This is a genomic window from Maricaulis parjimensis (assembly GCF_016817355.1).
In the GTDB taxonomy this organism is placed as follows: Bacteria; Pseudomonadota; Alphaproteobacteria; order Caulobacterales; family Maricaulaceae; genus Maricaulis; species Maricaulis parjimensis.
This window is the reverse complement of record NZ_JADOTT010000001.1, coordinates 747,650-770,643: the sequence shown is the minus strand read 5'-3', so window position 1 is coordinate 770,643 and position 22,994 is coordinate 747,650. Positions and strand designations below refer to the sequence as shown.

At 63.8% G+C, this 22,994-nt stretch carries 19 protein-coding genes; 9 read left to right on the top strand and 10 right to left on the bottom strand.

The genetic code is table 11. The annotated features are described in order from the left end of the window. Nucleotides 1–94: 94 nt before the first annotated feature. Nucleotides 95–754, bottom strand: a complete 660-nt coding sequence (locus I0K07_RS03465; protein WP_203291343.1) for a ChrR family anti-sigma-E factor — start codon at nucleotides 752–754, stop codon at nucleotides 95–97. Then, complete coding sequence (locus I0K07_RS03460) at nucleotides 751–1,335, bottom strand: sigma-70 family RNA polymerase sigma factor (RefSeq protein WP_203291341.1); 585 nt, start codon at nucleotides 1,333–1,335, stop codon at nucleotides 751–753. Before I0K07_RS03460 ends, I0K07_RS03465 begins: the two co-directional genes overlap by 4 nt. Nucleotides 1,336–1,526: 191 nt before the next feature. Here I0K07_RS03460 and I0K07_RS03455 point away from each other — a divergent pair, with 191 nt between their 5' ends. The 7 genes from I0K07_RS03455 to modC all read left to right on the top strand — a co-directional run bounded on the left by I0K07_RS03455 (nucleotide 1,527) and on the right by modC (nucleotide 9,713). Next, entirely contained in the window at nucleotides 1,527–2,882 is a 1,356-nt protein-coding gene (locus I0K07_RS03455; RefSeq protein WP_203291339.1) for an NAD(P)/FAD-dependent oxidoreductase, read from the top strand. Beyond that, a complete protein-coding gene (locus I0K07_RS03450; protein ID WP_203291337.1) occupies nucleotides 2,879–3,649 on the top strand; it encodes a DUF1365 domain-containing protein in 771 nt (256 codons plus the stop codon). The genes I0K07_RS03455 and I0K07_RS03450 overlap by 4 nt, the downstream gene beginning before the upstream one ends. Beyond that, on the top strand, nucleotides 3,649–4,890 hold the full coding sequence (locus tag I0K07_RS03445) for an SAM-dependent methyltransferase (RefSeq protein WP_203291336.1): 1,242 nt from the start codon (nucleotides 3,649–3,651) through the stop codon (nucleotides 4,888–4,890). Before I0K07_RS03450 ends, I0K07_RS03445 begins: the two co-directional genes overlap by 1 nt. Before the next feature lie 137 nt (nucleotides 4,891–5,027). Beyond that, on the top strand, nucleotides 5,028–7,157 hold the full coding sequence (locus I0K07_RS03440) for a putative bifunctional diguanylate cyclase/phosphodiesterase (RefSeq protein ID WP_203291333.1): 2,130 nt from the start codon (nucleotides 5,028–5,030) through the stop codon (nucleotides 7,155–7,157). Between the two features lie 39 nt (nucleotides 7,158–7,196). Then, the gene (gene modA / locus I0K07_RS03435) at nucleotides 7,197–7,970 is read left to right on the top strand and encodes a molybdate ABC transporter substrate-binding protein (protein ID WP_203291331.1); all 774 of its coding nucleotides are present in this window, start codon (nucleotides 7,197–7,199) and stop codon (nucleotides 7,968–7,970) included. Further along, entirely contained in the window at nucleotides 7,967–8,638 is a 672-nt protein-coding gene (gene modB / locus I0K07_RS03430; protein ID WP_203291329.1) for a molybdate ABC transporter permease subunit, read from the top strand. The genes modA and modB overlap by 4 nt, the downstream gene beginning before the upstream one ends. Next, nucleotides 8,631–9,713 carry a molybdenum ABC transporter ATP-binding protein gene (gene modC / locus I0K07_RS03425; protein WP_203291327.1) on the top strand — a complete coding sequence of 361 codons (1,083 nt, stop codon included), beginning with the start codon at nucleotides 8,631–8,633 and terminating at the stop codon, nucleotides 9,711–9,713. Before modB ends, modC begins: the two co-directional genes overlap by 8 nt. A 1-nt stretch (nucleotide 9,714) precedes the next feature. On the opposite strand, the gene I0K07_RS03420 is transcribed toward modC, so the two are convergent. The 6 genes from I0K07_RS03420 to glk all read right to left on the bottom strand — a co-directional run bounded on the left by I0K07_RS03420 (nucleotide 9,715) and on the right by glk (nucleotide 18,640). Continuing rightward, a complete protein-coding gene (locus I0K07_RS03420) occupies nucleotides 9,715–11,076 on the bottom strand; it encodes an efflux transporter outer membrane subunit (protein WP_238934482.1) in 1,362 nt (453 codons plus the stop codon). 5 nt (nucleotides 11,077–11,081) lie between these two features. Further along, on the bottom strand, nucleotides 11,082–14,195 hold the full coding sequence (locus tag I0K07_RS03415; protein ID WP_203291323.1) for an efflux RND transporter permease subunit: 3,114 nt from the start codon (nucleotides 14,193–14,195) through the stop codon (nucleotides 11,082–11,084). Next, nucleotides 14,192–15,298, bottom strand: coding sequence for an efflux RND transporter periplasmic adaptor subunit (locus I0K07_RS03410; protein ID WP_203291321.1), 1,107 nt, complete (start codon nucleotides 15,296–15,298; stop codon nucleotides 14,192–14,194). The genes I0K07_RS03415 and I0K07_RS03410 overlap by 4 nt, the downstream gene beginning before the upstream one ends. Nucleotides 15,299–15,413: 115 nt before the next feature. Then, nucleotides 15,414–16,910 carry an MFS transporter gene (locus tag I0K07_RS03405; RefSeq protein WP_203291319.1) on the bottom strand — a complete coding sequence of 499 codons (1,497 nt, stop codon included), beginning with the start codon at nucleotides 16,908–16,910 and terminating at the stop codon, nucleotides 15,414–15,416. A gap of 127 nt (nucleotides 16,911–17,037) precedes the next feature. Beyond that, nucleotides 17,038–17,664 (bottom strand): bifunctional 4-hydroxy-2-oxoglutarate aldolase/2-dehydro-3-deoxy-phosphogluconate aldolase, encoded by a 627-nt coding sequence (gene eda / locus I0K07_RS03400; RefSeq protein WP_203291317.1) that lies wholly within the window; start codon nucleotides 17,662–17,664, stop codon nucleotides 17,038–17,040. A 1-nt stretch (nucleotide 17,665) separates the two neighbouring features. Continuing rightward, a complete protein-coding gene (gene glk / locus I0K07_RS03395) occupies nucleotides 17,666–18,640 on the bottom strand; it encodes a glucokinase (protein ID WP_203291314.1) in 975 nt (324 codons plus the stop codon). A gap of 186 nt (nucleotides 18,641–18,826) precedes the next feature. On the opposite strand from glk, the gene I0K07_RS03390 reads away from it, so the two are divergent. Next, nucleotides 18,827–19,492, top strand: coding sequence for a FadR/GntR family transcriptional regulator (locus tag I0K07_RS03390; RefSeq protein ID WP_203291312.1), 666 nt, complete (start codon nucleotides 18,827–18,829; stop codon nucleotides 19,490–19,492). Nucleotides 19,493–19,494: 2 nt separating this feature from the next. On the opposite strand, the gene I0K07_RS03385 is transcribed toward I0K07_RS03390, so the two are convergent. Then, nucleotides 19,495–20,970: a mannitol dehydrogenase family protein gene (locus I0K07_RS03385; protein WP_203291310.1), complete on the bottom strand. Its 1,476-nt coding sequence runs from the start codon at nucleotides 20,968–20,970 to the stop codon at nucleotides 19,495–19,497. A 166-nt stretch (nucleotides 20,971–21,136) separates the two neighbouring features. Between I0K07_RS03385 and I0K07_RS03380 the strand changes: the two genes are divergently transcribed. Further along, entirely contained in the window at nucleotides 21,137–22,069 is a 933-nt protein-coding gene (locus tag I0K07_RS03380; RefSeq protein ID WP_203291308.1) for a sugar kinase, read from the top strand. Here the strand turns inward: I0K07_RS03380 and I0K07_RS03375 are convergent. After that, the gene (locus I0K07_RS03375; RefSeq protein WP_203291306.1) at nucleotides 22,066–22,953 is read right to left on the bottom strand and encodes an alpha/beta fold hydrolase; all 888 of its coding nucleotides are present in this window, start codon (nucleotides 22,951–22,953) and stop codon (nucleotides 22,066–22,068) included. The two genes, I0K07_RS03380 and I0K07_RS03375, sit on opposite strands and share 4 nt — an antisense overlap. Nucleotides 22,954–22,994: the final 41 nt, after the last annotated feature.

Here is a 22,994-nt window from a genome sequence, read left to right as displayed (position 1 = left end):
GTTGACGACACGTCGCGACCGCAATGGTAGCGCAAACGCAGAATAGACGCATGCCGCTTGGGCACAACTGCGTCATGTCGCGCCAGCCGGTTTTCTAGAGCCCGGTGAACACCTGGAAGAGTTTCAGCAGCGGATTATCAAAGCGCAGCTTGCCCTCTGTGAGCGCCAGGCAGACGCATTCTTCCGCATCATCGATCCGGATATCATGCTCCACTCCGGCATGCGCTTCTTCCAGATCACCCGGCCGATATTGCGTCTCGCCATCCCAGAACGAGCCCTTCAGGACGAGGGTCAATTCCGACCCGTTATGCCCGTGATTGGGAATCGACACACCCGGCTGGGCACGCAGCAGCCAGAGACGCTGGCCGTTCGGACCGCGCCAGAGAATGGCCTTGGACAGGCCCGGGCCCAGGAAGCTCCACTTCACCTGAGTGCCGGTCTCCCGCATCCAGTCCGTCAGGGGCGCTGGCAGGGGAAGGTCCGGATCGGCATCATTCGCCGGTTCGGGCAGGTGTGTTTCCACCTCGCCCATATCGAGCGCCAGAACATCATCGGCCGAAAAGCCGAGCGTGTCCGCCGAGGCCTGGGGCATCAGCGCGGCGCCAACCCGTTCCAGGGTCTGGACGCGCTCGCGCGCCTCATCGGACAATTCCACATGCGACGCCATGATCACATCATGCGCCTTGCTTTCCAGATTACCGGCTGCGTAATCCAGGTACCAACTGTCTTCCAGCACGTTGCCACGCCGGGTCATGTCTCGTCTCCAAGGGATAGTCTCAGCTTGGACATGGCCAGGCGGACACGGGATTTCACCGTGCCCAGGGGCAGGTCCAAACGGGTTGCAATTTCGCTGTGCGACAGGCCTTCCACGAAGGCCAGCTCCAGCACGGTTTTCTGATCGTCCGGCAAATCCGCCAGCGCACGGCTGACCTGGTCCACATCCTCGGAGCGGCTGAGCAGGTCATCGGCTTCGGGTGCGGGCTCCGGCTGCAGGATCGGGTCCTGCTCATCCATCTTTCCCGCCCGTACCGTCTTGCGGAAATGATCGATGTGGAGGTTCCGGGCGATCGTGTAGATCCAGGTCGTCACCGCCGCCTTGGACGCATCATAGCTCGACGCGCGACGCCAGACGGCCAGCATGACTTCCTGGGTCAGATCATCGGCCTGCGCCGGAACCACCCGCCGATTGAGCAGGAAAGTCCGGATGCGGGGCGCGAAGTGTTCGAACAATTGCCCGAAGGCCGTCCGATCCCGCTCCTGCCCGACACGTTGCATGAGAGCCGCGAAGGCACGGGCCTGGGAGGCCGGACGTGCACGCTCACTGTCTTGCGTCATTCGCACCCTTCTGATCTCGGTCGAAGCGGGTCGCGCCCTGGCGGGCTGGATTTGGGCAGCAGCGTACATGTTCTCGCTTACGACGCCAGTGCCGGATCGGATCAGTCACCCGCTTCATCCTTTTTGCGGTGATCCGTCGCGCGCGCCGCAGCGTAAGCCTGACACACACCTTCGTCCGGATCGGAGCCGAAATGTCACCAGTCGCTGTCCAGAAAATCGCTGTCATCGGATCCGGGATCGCCGGTTTGTCGGCCGCTTGGCAATTGTCGAAAAGCCACGACGTGACACTGTTTGAAGCGGCCAACAGACTTGGCGGCCACGCCAATACGGTGCGTGCGGAGATCATGGGCCAGGCTGTCGATGTCGACACGGGCTTCATCGTCTTCAATCCGCTCAACTATCCCAATTTCACGCCGCTCCTGGACCATCTCGGCGTTGAAAGCGCACCGTCGGACATGTCCTTCTCGGCCTCGCTGGACGGGGCAAGCTTCGAGTATTCCTCCAACCCCGCAGGCCTGTTTGCCCAGAAGCGCAATTTCCTGCGCCCCCGCATGTGGCGGATGCTGCGCGATCTTCTGCGCCTGCATGAACAAGCGCGGCACATCGATCCGGAAGCCGAACACCGTTCCCTCGATGATTTCCTAAAGGCGGAAGGCTATTCGGAGAGCTTCCGTGAGGACCACATCCTGCCGATGTGTGCCGCGATCTGGTCGTCTCCGGTCGAACAGATGCGGGCCTATCCGGCCGGCTCATTCTTCCGCTTCTTCGTCAATCACGGCCTTCTGCAACTGACACAGCGCCCGCTCTGGCGGACTGTGCGCGGCGGCAGCCAGGTCTATGTCCGCGCCTTGGCCAATGCCTTCCGGGGCGATATCCGCGCGGGCACGCCAATCCGCAAGATCGTGCGGGATGAGGCGGGTGTGACCCTGAGCACGGACCAGGGCGAAACCCGTTTCGACCAGGTCGTTCTGGCCTGCCACAGCGACCAGGCTCTGGGCCTTCTGGCTGATGCGGACACGCTGGAGCAGGGGCTTCTCGGCGCGATCCGCTACCGGCCCAACACGGCGGTCCTGCATACCGATACCCGTCTGATGCCCCGCCGCAGAAAGGCCTGGGCCGCCTGGAATTACCTGGAAAGCGAGCGCGTCGCAGACCGGACCTCCCGGATCAGCCTGACCTATTGGATGAATGCGCTGCAGCCGCTGGCGACCGACACCCCGGTCCTGGTGACGCTCAATCCCGAGATCGAGCCGGATCCGGCCCTGGTGCTGCACACCGACCATTACGACCACCCCGTCTTCGATGCGGCCGCGGTCCAGGCGCAGCAGAATTTCCGCACTGTCCAAGGCCATCGCCGCACCTGGTATGCCGGTGCCTGGCTGGGATCGGGCTTCCATGAGGATGGTATCCAGTCCGGCCTGGCTGTGGCGGAGGCGCTCGGCGCGCCGGAACGCCCTTGGGGCCGCACGGGTGCAACGGGACGCATTCCCTGGTGTGACCAGCCCGCCCAGCCGGGTCTTCAGCCGGTGCCTGTGGCCGCAGAATGACGCCTCTTCCGGCCTCACTCTATGTCGGCGATATCGCCCATATGCGGCACCATCCGGTGCGGCACGCCTTGCGCTACCGCGCGATGAGCATTCTGGCCGATATCGACGGGCCTCACCGCGCTTCGCGTCAAAGCCGGTTGTTTTCCTTCGACCGGTTCAACCTGCTCAGCCATTTTCGTCGGGACCATGGTGCCCCCGGAGCCGATTTGCGCGACTGGGTGTGCGCGGTCCTGGAACGCGAAGGTATCGGCTTCAAGCCCGGCCGCATCCAGTTGCTGGCCGCCCCACGCTGGCTGGGCCTGGTGTTCAATCCGGTCAGCGTCTTCTTCTGCCATGACGAAGCTGACCAGCTCCGGGCCGTTCTGTTTGAAGTCTCCAATTTTCACAGCGGACGCCATGCCTATGCGTTTCCGGTCGACCCGGAAACGACCGGGAGTTTGCGATTTGCCTGCCCGAAAGCCTTCTTCGTGTCCCCGTTCAACCCGGTTGAGGGCGAGTACCGCTTCCGTCTGGACCGCGATGCGAACAGTCTGCGTTTGGGCATCCAGCTCTTTCGGGACGGGGAATGCGTAATGGGCGCTGTCCACCTCGCCCGCGCCCGCCCCCTGACGACACAATCCACCGCCCGCGCCCTGCGGGCCATTCCGGCGAATACAATCACCACGGTTTTTGGTATCCTGCTGGAGGCCTTGCGCCTTCGCCTGAAGGGATTGCCGACATTCGCACCGCGCCGGGGAAGTACTGACACTATGCCGGAGAGTTTGTGATGGATTACCAGACGGGAAGCCCTGCCTCCCTTCCGAACGCACCCAGCCGCCTGCAACGTTTTGCCGGCGAACGGTTGAGATCCGCCCTGGCAGACCTGACGGAAAGCCGGTTGCGGATCACGCTGCCAGGCGGCTACCGGTTTGAGTGCGGCCCTCGCTCAGCACAAGTACGCGCCGACTGGACCATCCACAAATGGAATGCGCTGCTGCGGATTGCGAGCTCCGGGACGCTGGGCTTTGTGGAAGGCTTCATCAATGCGGAGTGGGAAACGAATGATTTGCGGGGACTTCTGAAAGCCCTGTCCCACGAACTTGATGATATTGAAGCCGCCCAAGGCAAGCGCGGCCCCAGCCGGCTACTGGGCCGCTTCCAGCATTGGCGCAATGCCAATACGCGCAAGGGCAGCCGGCGCAATATCGCTTTCCACTACGATCTGGGGAACGCCTTCTATTCGCAATGGCTCGATGAGAGCATGACCTATTCCTCTGCCCTGTACGACACTCAGCAGGATGCACTGGAAGAGGCCCAGACGCGGAAATACCGCCGGATTTGCGAAAGCCTCCAGCTGAAACCCGGCGACCATGTTCTGGAGATCGGCTGTGGCTGGGGCGGGTTTGCGGAGATCGCCATCCGGGATTTCGGCTGCCGTGTGACCGGTCTGACCCTGTCCCAGGAACAGCATGATTATGCGATTGCCCGCCTCGACGCGGCCGGCCTGGGCGACAAGGCCGACATCCGCCTGCAGGATTATCGTGATGTCGAGGAAAGTTTTGACGCGATTGCCTCGATCGAGATGTTTGAGGCCGTCGGCGAAGCCCACTGGTCCATCTATTTCGACCAGTTGATGACCTGTTTGAAGCCTGGTGGCCGCGCCTCGCTCCAGGTCATCACCATTCGCGAAGACCTGTTCGCGCAATACTACCACTCCGTCGACTTCATCCAGAAATACGTCTTCCCCGGCGGCATTCTTCCGCCGCCCAGCCGCCTCGACAGCGAAGCCCGCCGGGCCGGTCTCGTCCCCGTTGATACCCACATGTTCGGCAAGAGCTATGCGCGAACGCTCGAAGCCTGGCACGCGCGCTATTCGGCCGCATGGCCTGCCATCAAGCCTTTGGGCTTTGATGACCGGTTCGACCGGATCTGGCGCCTTTACCTCGCCTATTGCGAAGCCGGTTTCGACACGGGCCGCATTGATGTGGGCCAATTCACCTATGAAAAGCCCGGAACCGCCCGTGCGTAACACCATCAATATACTGTTTTTACACTGACTTTCAGAATTTCTCAGGTCGTGTAAATTTTATGCAGGCTTGCTGACGGCGTCTTTACCAAAGCCTGTCATCGTGCGGTTCGATTGCATTGGACCGGGATCGGGGCAGGATGAGCCGAACGCTCGACACTCAATTGGGACGCTTCATCAATGTGGCAGCGCTGATCAGCCTGATCGCGTCTGTCCTGATGATCTATTTCTTTGTGGGCGCCTTGAACCGCAATGCCGCGCGGACCGACCGGCAATTGCTGACAGCCGGCATCGAAACAGCCATCCACCACAATGAAACCTGGGTCGCTGATTACGGCTGGTGGTCCTACGCCCGCGAGCTTCTGGAGCAGCGCGCCGTCGACGAACTTTCCGTGAGCATGGCCTCCTCCTTCTCCGATCACCTCGGCTTCGATTTTGTCGTGATGGCCTCCAAGGACAATGCCTATGCCTTGTCCTGGCACCGCGACAGCGGCGAAACACCGCTGCCCAAGCTTCTTTCTGAAGAACAGCTGACGGAAATCCGCGCCGATCTGGCGGCCGCCTATCAGGAAGACGAATTCATCGGCAGCCACATGCTCTACCTCAATGGGTATGCCTATATCGCGTCGGCGACCGTTGTCGGTGAGTATGATGACCGCTCTGCAACCGATCCGATGAATGATCCGGTCCTGATCATCGGCACACGGATTGACCAGGCCTTCGCCACCGACATGGCATCGCGCTTTCTGGTATCGGACATTGCCATCGTGACCGAGCCGGACGGGTTTGAAGGCCCGATCATGGAGGCCGTCGACCATTTGGGGCATTCCGCCGTGGCCCTGACCTGGACGCCGTCGCGCCCGGGCATGGACACGCTGCGTTTCACCTTCCTGCCGCTGGTTTTCTACATCGCGGCTTTCTTCATTGCCGCCCAGGTCATCGTCCACAAGGCCCGCTCTCTCGCACGGCGCGCCGAGCGCAATGAGAAGCGCGCCGTTCGCGCCGCCACGACAGACAGTCTCAGCGGCCTGCCGAACAGGCTTGGCTTCACCCAGTTTACCGAAAGCGAGGCCGCCAGCCAGGCTGCTGCGGAAGGCGCTGCGGCGGTCATCTATATCGATCTCAACGGGTTCAAATCGGTCAATGACAAGGCGGGCCACCGCGCCGGTGACTCCGTTATCCAGGGCGTGGCCCGGAAATTCCGCGCGGCCCTTCCCGATGGTGTCCATGTGGCCCGGGTCGGCGGCGATGAATTTGCCTGTGCCCTGATCGGCCAAGCCCATGCCAGCCAGGCCCTGCCGATCGCCCGGGCCCTGACCGACAGCCTGTCAGACCGGTTCGAATTCAACGGCCGCCAGTTCGAGATCGGCGCCGCCATTGGCATTGCCTGGTCGCGGCCGGATGCCGTGAAGGGTTTCCCCGAACTCATCCATGACGCCGACCTGGCGATGTATCGTGCCAAGGCCGACCAGCTCGACCATCCGCTCTGCTATGATGCGAGCCTGGGCCTGGAACAGGCCGAGCACCGCACGATGGAAGCGGACATCGAAGCCGGCCTGGAACGTCGCGAATTCCGCGTTGTCTACCAGCCCATCGTGCGCGCCTCCGACGGTTCCATTGCCTCGGTGGAAGCCCTTTTGCGCTGGGAACATCCCACGCGCGGCGCGGTACCGCCGGATGTTTTCATCAAGGTCGCGGAACGCTCCAGCCTGATCCGCAAGCTGGGCGATTTCGTCGTCGACAGCGTTTGTACCGATATCGGCCCCAATGCCGACTACTCGGTCTCGATCAATCTCTCACCGGTTCAGCTGCATGATCCGGAATTGTGTGCGCGCTATCTAGAAACCCTGGCAGCGGCCGGCATGTCCGCCAGCCAGGTCGAGCTGGAATTGACGGAAACCGTGCTGGTGGATGATTTTGAACAGGCCAAACAGCGTCTGATGGAATTCCACGAAGCCGGTTTCCGCGTGAATCTCGATGATTTCGGCACCGGTTTCGCCTCCATGGGCTATCTGCACATGCTGCCCTTCTCGAAAATCAAGGTGGACCGCACCTTCGTGTCGGCGATCGGCAAGGGCGATGGCCCGAACAAGATGATGCAGGCGCTCGCCCTGCTCGGCGATGCCATGAATCTCGACATGGTGGCCGAAGGTGTCGAGACCGAAACCCAGGCCTCCATGCTGTGCCTGCTGGGCTTCGACTATCTCCAGGGCTGGTATTATGGCCCGCCGATGACGGCGCGTGCCCTGCAAGACCGGCTCGCCGCCTGATCCTTCACAATCCGCGCACGAAGTCGGGACTTGCACCGGATGGAGGGCTGGGCTCATCTGCCCGGCATGAAACCACTCGCCAGCCTGATCCTTGCGATGGCCCTTTGTCTGGGCGGCGCGGCGCGTGGTGCCTGCGATGAGGTCCTCATTGCCGTGGCGGCCAATTTCGCCCGTCCGGCTGAAGCCTTGGCAGAACGGTTCGAGAGCAAGACGGGTCACACCGTCCGCCTGGCCACCGGCTCCACTGGCGCGCTCTATGCCCAGATCCGCCACGGCGCCCCTTTCGATGTCTTCCTGGCTGCGGACCAGGCCCGGCCGGCCGCGCTCGTTGATGACGGTTTCGCTGAGGCCGACAGCCTGCGCACATATGCGATCGGCCGGCTTGTCCTGGTCTCGTCGCGGCAGGGCAGCGATGACCCGCTCGCCCGGCTGGAGGCGAGGGATGTCACTCGGCTGGCGCTGGCCAATGCAGATCTGGCCCCCTATGGCCGGGCCGCGGAACAGGTCCTCACACGTCTGGACACGGACTTGCCGCCCCACCAGATGATCCGGGGTCAGAACATTGCCCAGACACTGGTGACCTTCAGTACCGGCAATGCCGACCTGGCCTTCATCGCACGATCCCAGCTTGACCTGGTTCGCCCCGCTGCCGCCCACCCCATACCCTCCGGCTGGCATGACCCCATCCGGCAGGATGCCGTCCTGCTGACGCGCGGGTCCGGCAATCCGGCGGCGGAGGCCTGGATGGATTTCCTGACCAGCCCTGCCGCGGCGCAGGTTCTGCACAACCACGGCTATGGTGACGGGGAATGAGCGCGACCGGATCGGCCATCATCCTGACCCTCGCCCTGGCCTGCGTTACGACGCTGCTCCTCTTTCTGCTGGGCACACCCCTGGCCTGGTGGCTGGCCACCACGCGCAACCGGCTGAAACCGGTGATCGAAGCAATCACTGCGCTTCCTCTCGTCCTGCCGCCGACAGTGATCGGCTTCTATCTGCTGATCCTGCTGAACCCGAACGCGCCAATCGGACATTTCTGGGTCAGGCTGACCGGCGAGACCCTCACCTTTTCCTTTGCCGGACTGGTCATTGCCTCCATCCTGTATTCCCTGCCCTTCATGGTGCAGCCTCTGCAGTCCTCGTTCGAACGGGTCGGACGCGATCAGCTGGAGACCGCGGCCAGCCTGGGCGCTTCTCCGCTGGACCGATTCTTCAGCCTGGTCCTGCCACTCTCGGTTCGGGGCTCTCTGACGGCCGGCATTCTCACCTTCATCCACACGATCGGCGAATTCGGTGTCGTGCTGATGGTGGGCGGCAATATCCCGGGACGGACTCGCACCCTGTCGATCGCGCTCTATGACCATGTCGAAGCGCTGCGCTATGACGAGGCCCATGCACTGGCCGCCGGACTTGTCCTGCTCTCCCTGCTCGTCCTGAGCCTGGTTTATCTGCTGAACCGCCGGATGCCCGGCCATGGCTGATCGTGTGCTGGACTTCAACCTCACCGCCCAACGCGGAAATTTCCGGCTCTTGGCAGAGGGGCGGATCCCCTTGTCGGGCGTCACCTCGATCAGCGGGCCAAGCGGAGCGGGCAAGACATCCCTCTTGCGCGCCCTGGCCGGCCTGGACCGGAATGTGAGCGGAGAGGTCCGGCTGGGTGATGAGGTCTGGATGTCCGGACATCGGACGCGACCGGTATACACGCGCCGGATCGGCATGGTGTTCCAGGACACGCGGCTTTTCAGCCATCTCGATGTCGCTGGCAATCTGGCCTATGCCGCCCGGCGCGCCGCGCCGGACCAGCCGGGCCCGTCACAGCCGGAGATCATAGACCTGCTGGATCTGGACGGACTTCTCGGCCAGTCCGTGCGTTCGCTGTCCGGCGGCGAACGCCAACGCGTGGCCTTGGGGCGGGCGCTGGCGTCCCGGCCCCGCCTGCTGATCCTGGACGAGGCTTTCTCCGCACTGGACGCGGCCCGTCGCAACCGCTTGCTTCCAGGGCTGAGAGCGTTGCTGGACCATCATGAACTGCCGGCCCTGCATGTCAGCCACAGCCTCTCGGAGACGGCCCAGCTTGCCGACCATGCCCTGCCGATCCTGTCAGGCCGGACCGGCACGCTGATGCCGGTCAATGACTGGTTTGCCCAACAGGACAGCAACGCCCCGGATCCATGCGTCCTGGTGACAGGCCGGCTCAGCGCGCACGACAAAACACGTCAACTCAGTCGCGTTTCGCTGGGACAGGCCCAGATCGAACTGCCGGGCCTGTCGGATATTCCGGAAGGCGCGCCGCTGCGCCTTCTCATCCACACCCGCGATGTCGCGATTGCCCGGACCCGGCTGGAGGGTTTGTCCATCCGCAACCAGATCCCGGTCCGCCTTGCCGCGATACGGGATGTGGCCGGGAGCGCCTATTGCGATCTGTCCCTAGACCTGGACGGCCAGGTCCTGATGGCGCGCATCACCCGGTCGGCCGCTGAGGACCTAGAGCTGGCGACCGGCGAGACACTCATCGCGCTGATCAAGTCGGCATCGCTGGACCCGGGCCGGGAGTGAGTCAGGGAGTGACCGGCGCGCCCAGCGACCGATAGAGATCGATGATGGCCTGGGCGTGATCCGCCCGGCTTTCCAGCTGCGACTGACGGCTGGAAATCAGGGTGCGCTGGGCATCCAGAATGTCGATGAAACTGGCCAGGCCTTCACGGTAGAGCGCGTTGAGCTGGTCGAAGGCCTGTTCCGACGCCGTCACCGCGCGCTGGAGCTCCACCGACCGCGCCTCGATCGCATCAATACTGACCAGTGCGGTTTCCACCTCGCCCAGCGCATCGATCAACAGGGCCTGATAGGTCAGCGCAGCCTGGCGGGCACGGGCTTCGGCGGCGCGAACATCTGCGCGGCGCTCTCCGCCATCCATCAGCGGCACGGAAAGGGCGAGCCCCAATTGGGCCACGACATTGCTGACAATGCGGTCGGCCGAGCCCAGATCACCCGTGATCCGGCCGGGAATGGACAGGGCGGGATAGAGTTCGGCCTCAGCCACACCAATCGCGGCGCTGGCGGCGGCCAGCTCCCGCTCAGCGGCCTGAAGGTCGGCGCGCTGACGGACAATATCGGCCGGCACTCCGGCTTCCGGTCCGCCCGCGAAATCGGGGATGTAGACCGGCACGTCCTGCAGCCCGTCCCAGCCCGTCGGGGCCTGGCCGGTCAGAATGGCCAGATCATGCCGGGCTTCGGCGAGGGCAATATCCAGATTGCCCTTCTGCGCCCGTGTGGAGGCCAGATCGGCTGCAGCACGCTGGACATCCAGATCAGCGGACAGACCGGCTTCGGCGCGGCGTTCAACGATATCGAGCGTCTGTTGTTGCAGGGCCAGGGAGGTGTCCAGCAGGTCGAGCCGGGCCCGGCTGCGCTGCCAGTCGATATAACGCCCGGCTATCGCCGCGACCGTGGTCCGCTCGATATCGGCACGGTCAAAGTCCAACGCATCCCGCTGCGCCTGAGCCTGTTCAATGCGACGGCGCTGGCCGCCGAAAAGGTCCGGCACGAAGCCGAAAACGAGGCCTGACGAAGCGCTGGTGCCGGCAGTTCCGCTGCCCGTCAGAACCGTCGATCCGGTGCCGTCCGCTTGAGCATCCAGACTGGGGCGCAGGCCTGCCCGCGCGGCTTCCAGCACCGCGTCCGCCTCGGCGAGACGCTCACGGGCTATGGCCAGGTCGATATTGCCGTCCAGGGCCTGAGCGATCAGGTCATCCAGCGTGGCGTCTTCGAAACCCCGCCACCAGAGCTCCGGCGATGCGTCGATTTCGGGCGCTGGCGCAGAATAGGCAGGCGGCAGGTCCGGCTGGGGCGGGACATGATCCGGCCCGACCACACAGGCCGACACAGCGAAAACGGGGGCAAGGACAAACAGGCTGCGCATCACACTCATTCCGCCGGATGACCGGTTTCGGGGTCGGCTTCAGCACGTTCCAGCTCTGCCTCGAGCTCGGCCAGATTGACCGAACGCGGTTTGCCGAAACGGGCAATGCCCAGATAGATGACCGGTGTCAGGAAGAGGGTGAAGAGACCGGACAGGGCCAGTCCGCCGAACACGGTCCAGCCGATCGAAGCCCGCGCCTCTGCACCTGCGCCGGACGACAGGATAAGCGGCAAGGCGCCAAGGATGGTTGAGATCAGCGTCATGGTGATCGGGCGCAGGCGGATGATGGCGGCCTCCTCGATGGCCTGGCGCACCGACTTACCTTCCGCGCGAAGCTGGTCGGCGAATTCGACCACCAAAATCCCGTTCTTCGCCATCAGACCGATCAGCATGACGAGGCCAATCTGGGAGAAGATGTTCAGCGACACGCCCGTCAGGAAAAGCGCATAGACCGCTGCAGCCAGACCAAAGGGCACGGTCAGCATGACGACAACCGGGCTGGTCACGCTTTCGAACTGGGCGGCCAGTACGAGGAAGACGATGACCAGTGCAAAGAGATAGGTGATCGTCATGTCACGCGAGGTTTCGTTCAGCGTACGCGCCTCACCCTGCATGATGATCTCGATCCCCGGCGGCAGGAGTTCGTCAGCCAGACGGTTCATTTCCGCCACAGCATCCGCCAGGGCGACCCCGGCCGCGATATCCGCTTCCAGCTCGATGGAGCGTCGCTGTTCGGTCCGGTTCAGCTCGGCGGCCACGCCTTCCTCGACAATCGTGGTCAGTGTGGAGATCGGGATCAGCTCGCCCGAGGTCGAACGGACATAGAGGTTCTGTAGATCCGACGGGTCATCGATCGCGTCATTGGTCGACTCAAGGAAGATCGGGATCGACTGGTCGCCGACATTGAGATCGACCAGCTCATCCCCGCCCACCATCACGCGCAGGGTCATGGACAGCTCACTCAGTGGCACACCGAGATCAGCCGCCCGGCGACGGTCGATCTGGATGGACAATTGCGGCTGCGTCGGCTGGTAGGAGATGGACGGATTGGCGAACATGCGCGAATTCGTGTCGATCTCCCGCTCCATCAGGAGCGCAGCCTCATAGATCTCGGAATAGTCCCGGCCGGTCAGCGCAATCTGGATTCCACCGCGGCTGCGACCCCGCACATCCAGACTGCCACGTCCGAAAACCGAGGCGCGCACGCCCGGAATGTCCGACAGGGGGCGGCGCAGTTCATTGATGATGTCCTGCTGGCTGCGATCCCGCTCAGACCAGTCGGCGAGCGTCGCTGTCACGGAAATCCGGTTCGGGTCCCAGCGGCCGATAATGGTCTCCAGCGAGGTGATCTCGCCATTGTCGAGATAGGGCTGGAGGATGGCTTCAACATAGTCGGCCTGTCGCTCCATGAATTCCAGACCAACCCCGTCCGGTCCGGTCGCAAAGACATAGATCCGCCCGCGATCCTCCTGTGGAACAAGCTCCTGCTCCAGCGACATGTAGGCGGCAACAGCGCCCAGGGCCGCCAGGGCCATCACGCCGGCAGACAGCCAGGGATGATTGAGCGTCCAGCCCAGGATGCGCGCATAAACCGCCGAAACCGACAGGCCGATCCGCTCCAGCAAACCCGGCGCCGAACCTTCACTGCGCAGCCAGAGCCGGGCCGCCAGGGCCGGCACGATGGACAGGGCCACGAAGGAGGAAATCACCACGGCCAGGGCCAGGACGAAACCGAACTCCCGGAACAGGCGGCCTGCTGTCGACGGCAGGAAGGAGATCGGCACAAAGACCGAGACCAGGACCGCAGTCGTGGCCACGACCGCGAAGAAGACCTGACGCGTCCCCAGAACGGCGGCGGCGCGGCGGCCCAGCCCTTTCTTCTGCAAACGCTGGATATTCTCGATCACGACGATGGCGTCATCGACGATCAGCCCTGTGGCCAGGACCAGAGCGAGCAGTGTCAGCAGATTGATCGAGAAACCGAGCACCCAGATCCCGGCGAGCGCCCCGATCAGGGCGGCCGGGATGGCGGTCGAGGGAATGAGCGAAGCGCGGAAGCGGGCGAAAAAGAGCCAAATGGTTGCGACCACGATGATGATGGTGATCACCAGGCTGGTCAGGACCTCTCGCACCGAGCCCTCGATGAATACGGCATCATCGGACGTGGTGCGGATGGTGACTTCGTCAAAGCGGGCATTCAGCCGGTCGACCACATCCCCCACGCCCTGCGAGATCGACATCGTGTTGGACTGCGCCTGCCGGACGATGCCGAGGGCAATGATGGACTGACCATCCAGCCGCACGAAACTGCTGGCGTCAGCGGGCGCGAAATAGGCGTCGGCCACATCACCCACGCGGGTGGTGCCGCTGACGATCACCTCTTTCACACGCTCCGGCGTTGCCGCCGTGGCTTCGGCCCGCACGATCAATTGCTGCTCATCGGACCGGAAACTGCCCACCGGCACGTCGAAGGGCGCCTGGGCCAGGGCGTCGGCAACGTCACCGACCGTCAGGCCGAAACGGCTCAGGCGGAGCGGGTCCATGACCACGCGCAGGAGGCGCTGGCGGTCGCCGGACAGATCGACACTGGCGACGCCTTCGATGGAGAGAAACTCCGGAACGATGTCGTTCTCGACCAGGGCCGTCAGGCTTTCCTCGTCCAGCGTGTCGGACATGACGGCGAGACGGACAATGGGCTGGGCATTGTCGTCAGCCTTCACGACGCGGATCTGTTCGACGCGATCGGGCAGGTCCCGAGTGACCCGGCTGACAGCCTCGCGGACATCGGCGGCCGCGGAGTCCAAATCTACGCCCGGATTGAACTCGATACGGACACGGGATCCGTTTTCCTCGCTCTGGGCGTCGATCTCACGCACGCCGGAAACGCGGGCCACCGCACCTTCCAGAATGGCCGTGACTTCAGCATCCACGGTCTCCGGCGCCGCGCCGGGGAATTGGGCCGTCACCGAAACAACCGGCCGATCGACATCCGGAAGCTCTCGGACTTCAACCCCGAACAGGGCGGCCAGTCCGCCGATAATGATCAGCAGGTTGAGCACGGCCACAAGGACCGGCCGTTTTACCGCGAGGGCAGGAAGGTCATTGCGTTCCAGGCTCATCGCGTCTCATCCGCAGCGATCGGCCCACCACCCGTGACAACCGACGAGCGGTCAGCGGCCAAGTCATCGATCAGACTGCCCTCGCGAACCTTCTGAACGCCCTCTGTGATGATGCGGGCATCGGCTGAAATCTCGCCCCGCACCAGGACATGGCCGTCCAGGCGGGAGACGATATTGACCGGCACGCGTACGGCCTGCTCGTCCTCGACGGACCAAATATAGGAGCCGGAAGCCCCCCAGATGATCGCCGACTCCGGCACACGGGGATAGGACTGACCGAAAATCGTGAAATTGACCCGGAAACTCATGCCCGGACGCAGACCGTCGCTGGCATTGTCCAGCAAGGCGCGAACGGTGAAGGTCCGGCGCGTGGGATTGATATGGCTGTCCACAGCCACGACCTCGGCTTCCACCACCGCATCGGGATTGGCAAAGGGCGCGACCGTGATGCTGTCGCCAACCGCCAGATAGCCGAACACTTGTTCCGCCGCTTCGAAATCGACATAGAGCACGCTGCGATCATCGATCTGGGTAATGGCGGTGCTGGCCGTGACGCGGGAACCCGGGTCGATATCCGTCAGCCCGACATTGCCGGCGAAGGGTGCGCGGACGGCCCGTTCCTCAAGCGCGATCTCGGCCTGTTCCAACTCGATCCGGGCCGAGTCGAGCGCGGTCCGGGCCTCATCGATCTGACTGGCGGAAACCGCTCCCGTATCCTCGATCCGACGGTAGCGGGCCAGCAATTGCTCCGCTTCCTGCACCGCCACACGGGCGAGATTCACGGCTAGGCGTTCTTCACGGTCTTCCAGCTGGAGCAGGAGATCCCCAGCTTCCACATGCTGCCCGGCGGAGAAAGGGACCGCCGTGACGACGCCACCGGTTTCCGGATAAATCTGGGCCGTCGCCCGGGCGCGCGCCGTGCCGACGGATTCCACATCGGTTCGCTCGCGCTCAAAACGGACCGACTGGGTGACGACACGAATGCGTTCCTGACCGGCAGAGGCACCGGAGCGGGCCGCTGTTTCATCGGAACCGCAAGCCGATACGGCCAGCGCACAAGCGCAGCTCAGGGCCACACCAAGATTGGACAATCGCAGCGTCAAACAAGCCTCCCAGCACGCAGAAACAGGGCGTTTCTATAGCGTCGGTACTGTGCTTGCACGAAGTAGGACAGAAAATCCGTCTTTCCAGTCTGCGATTAATTCTCAACCCGTGGCATCATGTCACCGGATGTCCGGCTTCATCCTGACCCGGCGCCGTCATCCGCGCATTGCGGCGCTCCAGGCGTTCATTCAGCCGGGCGTGACGCACAGGTGTCAGCGGATAAGACCAGATCAGCGGTGCCGCGAGCCCGTAGAGCACGATCGGACCCAGGCAGTAGACCAAGCGAAGCGAGAGAACGCCGGTGTCGGTGGACCCGTCCACGCCCGCTGAGGCGTGATAACCCAGCAGACCCACAATGTTCAGGGCCAGACCGGTGAAGATCGCGACAGCCAGTTTTTCGGCCAAGCCCAGCACTGCGAAATAGGTGCCCGCACGGCGGCCGCCAGAGCGGGCGCTGTCGATATCGACAACATCGGCCAGCATCGCCAGTGGCAGAAATTGCAGACCGCCGAACGCGAAGCCTTTCAGCAGGAAAAGGCAGAAGAAGGCGAGATAATCGCCATGGCCAAGCAGGAGGTTGCAGGCGCTTACAACGCTGACAAAGCCCAGCGTCACCATGAAAGCCTTGTGCTTGCCCATCTTGCGTCCCAGCCAGAGCCAGAAGGGGATCGCGGCGATACCGGAGATGAAATAGAGGAAATAGGCCGCGCCGATTGTTGGAATACCGATGATATCGCGGATGAAGAAGAGCGAGACCGCATTGCGCAGGCTTTCCCCCGCAATCACCAGGAAGGCGATGATCAGGATGCGACGCATCGGTCCATTGCGCCAAAGGTGCTTGAACCCTTCGATCATCGGCACCCGTTCACGGCGTGCCGGCGGCGGCTCGGAAACACTCGTCACGATCAGAAGGCTCAGCAGGGGAACGAGGATGGCGATGGTCACCGCCAGTCCCATCATGACCGGTCCGGTCAGAGCGGCCCGGTTGGACGGCGTGCGTTCCATGATGCCGCCTGTGAAGGCCCCGGTTATGTCCCGCCACATGGAGGAGAAAATCTGGCTGACCGCGCCGCCATCGGCGAGAATCTCGATCACCATGGGCACGGCGGCCGCCAGGAGAAGGCCACCCAGATAATAGAACTCGCGCGCCGCGGTCACCTGGGTCCGCGTGTGATAATCCGAAGAGAGTTCAGCACCCCAGGCCCGGAAGGGAATCTGGATCATCGTCGCGCTGGCAAAAAACAGGGTCAGCCAGATCAGGAAATAGACCAGTCCGGCGCCCTCCGGGGGCACGAAGAGAAACCAGGTCGAGACCATCAAACAGGGGGCGCCGAGCAGGATATAGGGTTTGCGGCGCCCGATGGGCGTACGTCCCCTGTCGGAGATTTCGCCCATCAGCGGGTCGGTGATCACATCGGTGAACCGGGCCAGCATGATGATGAGGCCGATCACAGACAGGGACAGGCCGAGATGCCCGGCATAATGGGCGGGCAGCCAGATGGCGAGCGGGTAGCCATAAACGGCCAGCGGCAGGGCCAGCGATCCGTGCAGGAAAATGGTCGACTGTTTCAGGCGCGGCGCCTTGGGCGCCACGTTCGTATCTGTCTGCAAGCTGTCCTCCCGGTATCGGCGCGCTGGTTTTGTTTATTGGCGCGTTTCCAATACTGGGTATGCCTGCAAGGCCCTGTCAAATTAATCCGGTATGGCGATCCCGAAAACATGGTTCGCCAATTCGGGATCAGCCCATGGCGGCGGCACGCCGGGCATTGGCCTTGATCGTGGCCCAGTCGCCCGCCTCGACCATCGCCTTGGTCGCGATCCAGGACCCACCGACACAGACGACATTGGGCAGCGCCAGATAGTCTGGCGCTTTTTCCGGCGTGATCGATCCGGTCGGGCAAAAGCGGATGTCCGGCAGTGGGCCATGCAGGGATTTCAGATAGGGCAGTCCGCCGGCCTGTTCCGCCGGGAAGAATTTGAGCACTTCAAAACCGGCCTCTATCGCCGACATGGCTTCGCCCGCCGTTGCCACACCCGGCAGGACCGGGATGCCGCAATCGGGCAGGAAATCGGACAGGCTGGGCGACAGGCCCGGCGAAACCAGGAAGTCCGCTCCGGCATCAATACTGGCCTGGGCCTGTTCCGGTGAACGGATCGTGCCCATGCCGACAATCAGGTCCGGCTCGGCGGCTTTCATTGCCTTGAGAACATCGAGCGCGGCCTCTGTTCGCCAGGTCATCTCGATCACGCGCAGGCCACCGGCTTTCAGCGCGCTGGCCAGCGGCGCAGCATGGGCGACTTCACCGACGGTGAGTACCGGGATCACGCTGGCCGCATCGACCAGCTCTTTCATGCTTACAGCCATGCTATTGATATCCTTGTTCAGCCAGCGCCGCAGCGCCGCGCAGGGCAGCGCCATCGCTACAGATCAGGCGGATGGGAATGTCCCGGGTGTAGCCGGACATCGGCTCCCGGTCGATGAAGCGGTCGAGAAAGGCGCTCTTTTCCAGCAGGGGGCGGATCTTGGGCAGAATGCCGCCCCCCAGATAGACCCCGCCGCGCGCACCGGTCAGCACGGCGACATCGCCGGCATAGCCACCGAGCAGGCAGCAGAACAGATCCACCACGCGCGCCGCCAGGGAGTCCGGATCCTTCAAGGCGGTCCGGGTGATCGTCTCCGGGCGGTCACCTGTCCATTCCACACCCTCGATCCGGCAGATCGAGCGATGCAGGTTGAGCAGGCCTCGTCCGGACAGCAGCCGCTCCCAGGACACGAATTCATACTCGCGCGCGAGATCCTTGAAGACCTCCACCTCCAGCGCGGTCCGCGGCGCGAAACCGGCATGCCCGCCCTCGGTCGCGATTACCCGCAGGCGATCACCATCCGGCACCAGCAAGCCCAGACCCAGCCCGGTTCCCGGCCCCAGCACGGCCCGGGGCGCCTCAGGACGCTCCGTCCCCTCATTGATCAGGACAAGGTCCGCTGATGGGGTCAGCGGCGCACCCCGCGCCTGGGCTGCGAAATCATTGACGGGCAGAATGTGTTCCAGCCCCAGCGTGCCGGCCAGATCGGACGGCGTGAAACTCCAGGCCGCATTGGTCAGCTGGATCCGGCCGGGCGTGATGGGTGAGGCCACCGCAAAACAGGCGCGGCGGGGCGGCTCGGCACGGCAGGTTTCCAGATAGGCCAGGGCCGCATCGCGAAGCTGGTCGAAATCCTCATTCTTGAGATGCCGGATATGGTGCAGTTCGAACCCGTCAGCCACGGAACCGCGCGCAATCGCAAAGCGCGCATTCGTGCCGCCAATATCGGCGACCAGATAAGTTGGCGCGTCGGTCATGCCTTCCCCATCCCCCGGCGCCCAGTTCCGGGCAGCCCTCGAAGTCTGCAGCAATGTTACCCCTAACATAAAGCACAAATCCAGCCCGCCGACCAGTTGAAGCGCCGGCTTCGGTGGACAGGCCAACAGCGGATCAGCTAGACCGCGATCACGGGCCGCAAAGCGCTCACCCCACAGGATATGGCCATGGAGCCCCGCAATTCTGCATCACCGGACGGGCAGGTCCAGCGCGGCAAAACCCTGAAACGGCCGGAAGCGCTGGTCCGGGTGCTGGGCACTGCCATAACGTCAGGCCGCTACCGCCCCGGCGAAACCCTCCCCAACGAGATTGAGCTTTCCAGACAGCTGGAAGTGTCCCGGAGCGCCCTGCGGGAAGCGATCCACACCCTGTCAGCCAAGGGTTTGGTGGAGGCCCGGCCACGCACCGGCACACGCATTCTGCCGCCTTCGCGCTGGTCGCTGCTGGACCGGGATGTGCTGGACTGGTGCCTGTCCGGAACACCGGATCCCGACCTGTTGCGGGCAGTCGATGAATTCAGACTGACCCTGGAACCGGAAATGGCCGCGCTCGCGGCCCAGCGCCGGTCACCGGCCGATCTTACGGCCATGCGGGAAAGCCTCATGCGGATGGAACGCGGAGCGATGGGCAGTGCAGACCGCGGCCAGGCCGCTCAGGACTTCCACGCCGCCCTGCTGGCGGCAACCGGGAATGCCGTGATGGCCGGACTGCACAGCCTGGCGAGCCAGATGGACCCGTCGCAGGACTATTGGCCCCTGTTCGACGCGATTGCCGCCGGTGGTCCGGACGCAGCCCGCTCTGCCATGGCAGAACTGATCCGTCCGGCGCAATAGCGCTAGACGTCAAAGTCCGAAAGACAGGCACGGGCGCCGCGGCTCATCAGCGCCGCCAGGTCATGACCCAGCGCGCTCGCGATGACCGGGTCGTTCTTGAGGTCCCGGCCGAACACCGCCTCGATCGACAAGAGAGCGGCCGCCCTTTCGTCCGGGTCAGGCCCTGCCTTTTCGAGGGCGGCAGCCGTTACTGCCGCCAGCGGGTCATCCACAGTGAAGGTCTCGCCGGCCTCGTCCACACCGGACTGCCAGCGCATCCAGGCGGCCACGGCCATCAATATTGCCGCCATTGGCAGACCGGCCTCACGCTGGGCCCGCAGGCTGGCAAGAAGGCGTTGCGGGAGCTTCTGCGACCCGTCCATCGCAATCTGGACGAGGGAGTGATTGAGCGCGGAGTTCGCATAGCGCGACTTCAGCGCTGCCCGATAGGCTGTGGCGTCAAAACCGGCTGGCCCATCCAGAACCGGCTCAACCTCATCCCAGAGCCGGTCGACAAAGCGGGCGAAGACCGGGTCGGCAATGGCCTCGTGGACATAGGTATGGCCTGCCAGCGCACCGAGATAGGCCAGCGCGGAGTGCGATCCGTTGAGAAGGCGCAGTTTGGCGCGCTCCCAGGCGGCCACATCATCCGTCATCTGCACGCCCACTGTCTCCAGAGCGGGCCGGCGATGGCAGAAATTGTCCTCGACCACCCATTGGGTGAAGGGTTCCGTCTTGACCATGGCCTCATCGCGATAGCCAGTCATCGCCTCAAGCGCGTCTATATCCTCGGCTGTCGTGGCCGGCACGATCCGGTCAATCATGGAGCCGGGAAAGGCCACGCTGGCTTCGATCCAGTCGGCCAGGTCCGGATTGACCTGACGGGCAAAACCCAGAACGGCGGCGCGCGTCCGCAGGCCATTGTCCGGGATATTGTCACAGGACAGCACGGTGAAGGGTGGAAGTCCCGCGGCACGGCGTGCAGCGAGGCCGGCAACCAGGAAGCCGGGCGCGGTGGACGGGCGGGACGGACGCTCCAGATCGGCCTTGATCGCCGCGTCCGTCAGCATCAGCTCGCCCGTGTCCGGATCCAGATGATAGCCTTTCTCCGTGATCGTCAGGGTCACCAGGGCCACGGAGGGTTCCGCCAGCGCCGCGATGAGGGTCTCCGGATCGCTCGGGGCAACCAGAACATCGGTCAGCGCACCGATCACCCGCAATTGCGTCGCCGGCCCGTCGCGCTGGACCATTGTGTAGAGCCCGCCCTGGGGATTGAGCTGATGCGCCACGCGCGCCGACCGCAGGGAGGCACCGCGGATCTGCCAACCTGCCTCGCCCTGCGCCATCAACTGATCGAAATAGACAGCCTGGTGGGCACGATGAAAGGCACCCACGCCGAGATGAATGATCCCGGCCTCTTGGCAGCGATGATAGGCAGGGCGCCGGATCGACGCATCCAGCGTGTCCAGACAATCGGGAGAGAGACGGGGAAGGGTCATCGGATCACCAAATACGCGGGGGCCCGCTGGGCACCAGAGAAGCAGTCAGCATGCCACGGACCGGGCCGGAGTGAAGACTGCCCGTGTGATCACTGACAGTGATCTTCACCGCAAGCGTGAAACCGCCCTAAAGTCCGCGCCGACCTGATCTCTGGAGCCACCCGCCATGTCCGGACCCCATATCGTCATTCTCGGCGAAGCCATGCTGGAATTGTCCGGCCAGTCTGGAGCGACGCCGCTCGGGTCCATGTTCAGGCTCCGGCAGGGCGGAGACACGCTGAACACGGCGATCTATCTGAGCCGGCTGGGTCACAAGCCCACCTATTTCACAGCATTGGGGCAGGACCCCTATTCCGATGCCATGATCGATGAATGGCAGGCGGAAGGCGTGAGGACAGACCTCGTCCTGCGTCACCCGGTCCGCATTCCGGGCCTTTATGCGATCGAAACGGATAGCAGCGGCGAACGCAGCTTCCAGTATTGGCGAGGGGAATCCGCCGCACGCGATATGTTCGCCCTGCCGGAATCAGATGCTGCCATCGACGCCGCCAGCAAAGCGGACTGGCTCTACTTCTCCGGTATCAGCCTGTCCATTCTCGACGCTGCCGGTCGCGGTCGGCTGCTCGATCTCATGGCAGCTGTGCGGGCCCGCGGCGGCCAGATCGTTTTCGATCCCAATTTCCGCCCGCGCGGCTGGCCGGACGCAGACGAGGCCCGGACGCTTTTCATGGCCCTGGCCCGGCAGATCGATCTCGTCCTGCCGTCGTTGGATGATGAAGACCTGCTCTTCGGTGCCGCCGACCCACAAACCCATATTGACCGCTGGCATGAAGCCGGGGCCCGGCACGTCATCGCCAAACAGGGCGCCAAGGGCGGCTGGGTTTCAAATGGCGAGACCGGGCAGGCTTTCCCCGTCACACCGGCTGACACGGTCGTCGACACGACCGGCGCCGGCGACAGTTTCAATGCCGGAGTGCTGGCAGCACTGATTGAAGGGGCCAGCCTCGACGAAGCCGCCCGACGGGGCGGCGAACTGGCGCGGATCGTGGTTGGCCATCACGGCGCCATCATGCCCGCCGAGGCCATGCCGAATGCCTAAAGACCCGCGACCCGGGCAATGGCCGAGGCAACACGGTCATGGACCTGCGGCGGCAGGTCATGACCCATGCCGTCGATGATTTCCAGCGTTGATCCCGGGATGGCGGCCGCCGTGTCCTTGCCACCTTCAACCGTGACCAGAGGATCATCGGCGCCGTGCACGACCATGACCGGGCAGGAAACGCCCGCGAGTTTTGCGCGGCGGTCCGGGGCTGCGAGAATGGCTGCATACTGACGCGCAAAACCGGCCGGGTTGTGACAACGGTCCGCATCAGCCGCGGCGCGGGCCTTCAGGGTCTCTGCATCAATCGGATAGGCGGGCGAACCGATTACACGGCTGGACTGAACCGCCCGTTCCAGAAAGGCTTCACGATCGGTCTTCGGATCGGGGCTTGGCGTGGCCAGCATGGCCTGGGCTTCCGGCGTGGAGCGCGGCAGGTCCGGATTGCCCGTGGTCGACATGATGGATGTCAGCGACAGGGCGCGATGACCGTGGTCGGCCGCCACAAGCTGGCCAATCATCCCACCCATCGAGGCACCGGCGACATGCGCCTTCTCGATCCCCAACGCATCCATCAGGCCCACAACATCGGCCGCCATATCGTCCAGATGATAGGGCACATCCGGCGTCCCGCCGGCAGCCTTGGTGGTCACTACGGATTTGAAATCGGGAATGCCGGCCTCGGTGAAATGCGTGGTCAGGCCCATATCCCGGTTATCGAAGTAAACGACCCGGAACCCGCGCTCTGCCAGGGCGTCGAGAAAGCTGGGCGGCCAGCGGGTCATCTGCGAGCCGAGGCCTGTGATCAGAACGAGCGGCGCGCCATTGTCTGGCCCGTGAATGTCGTACTCGATCGTGATTCCGTTGGCGATGGCCTGCGGCATGGTCTGTCTCCCCGGCATGTTTTCTTGCCGGGGATGATGCG

What these genes read in the sequence shown, in the direction of transcription:
- I0K07_RS03465 (WP_203291343.1), bottom strand. Translation starts at nt 754, where the DNA reads ATGACCCGGCGTGGCAACGTGCTGGAAGACAGTTGGTACCTGGATTAC.
- I0K07_RS03460 (WP_203291341.1), bottom strand. Translation starts at nt 1,335, where the DNA reads ATGACGCAAGACAGTGAGCGTGCACGTCCGGCCTCCCAGGCCCGTGCC.
- I0K07_RS03455 (WP_203291339.1), top strand. Translation starts at nt 1,527, where the DNA reads ATGTCACCAGTCGCTGTCCAGAAAATCGCTGTCATCGGATCCGGGATC.
- I0K07_RS03450 (WP_203291337.1), top strand. Translation starts at nt 2,879, where the DNA reads ATGACGCCTCTTCCGGCCTCACTCTATGTCGGCGATATCGCCCATATG.
- I0K07_RS03445 (WP_203291336.1), top strand. Translation starts at nt 3,649, where the DNA reads ATGGATTACCAGACGGGAAGCCCTGCCTCCCTTCCGAACGCACCCAGC.
- I0K07_RS03440 (WP_203291333.1), top strand. Translation starts at nt 5,028, where the DNA reads ATGAGCCGAACGCTCGACACTCAATTGGGACGCTTCATCAATGTGGCA.
- modA (WP_203291331.1), top strand. Translation starts at nt 7,197, where the DNA reads ATGGAGGGCTGGGCTCATCTGCCCGGCATGAAACCACTCGCCAGCCTG.
- modB (WP_203291329.1), top strand. Translation starts at nt 7,967, where the DNA reads ATGAGCGCGACCGGATCGGCCATCATCCTGACCCTCGCCCTGGCCTGC.
- modC (WP_203291327.1), top strand. Translation starts at nt 8,631, where the DNA reads ATGGCTGATCGTGTGCTGGACTTCAACCTCACCGCCCAACGCGGAAAT.
- I0K07_RS03420 (WP_238934482.1), bottom strand. Translation starts at nt 11,076, where the DNA reads ATGCGCAGCCTGTTTGTCCTTGCCCCCGTTTTCGCTGTGTCGGCCTGT.
- I0K07_RS03415 (WP_203291323.1), bottom strand. Translation starts at nt 14,195, where the DNA reads ATGAGCCTGGAACGCAATGACCTTCCTGCCCTCGCGGTAAAACGGCCG.
- eda (WP_203291317.1), bottom strand. Translation starts at nt 17,664, where the DNA reads ATGGCTGTAAGCATGAAAGAGCTGGTCGATGCGGCCAGCGTGATCCCG.
- glk (WP_203291314.1), bottom strand. Translation starts at nt 18,640, where the DNA reads ATGACCGACGCGCCAACTTATCTGGTCGCCGATATTGGCGGCACGAAT.
- I0K07_RS03390 (WP_203291312.1), top strand. Translation starts at nt 18,827, where the DNA reads ATGGAGCCCCGCAATTCTGCATCACCGGACGGGCAGGTCCAGCGCGGC.
- I0K07_RS03385 (WP_203291310.1), bottom strand. Translation starts at nt 20,970, where the DNA reads ATGACCCTTCCCCGTCTCTCTCCCGATTGTCTGGACACGCTGGATGCG.
- I0K07_RS03380 (WP_203291308.1), top strand. Translation starts at nt 21,137, where the DNA reads ATGTCCGGACCCCATATCGTCATTCTCGGCGAAGCCATGCTGGAATTG.
- I0K07_RS03375 (WP_203291306.1), bottom strand. Translation starts at nt 22,953, where the DNA reads ATGCCGCAGGCCATCGCCAACGGAATCACGATCGAGTACGACATTCAC.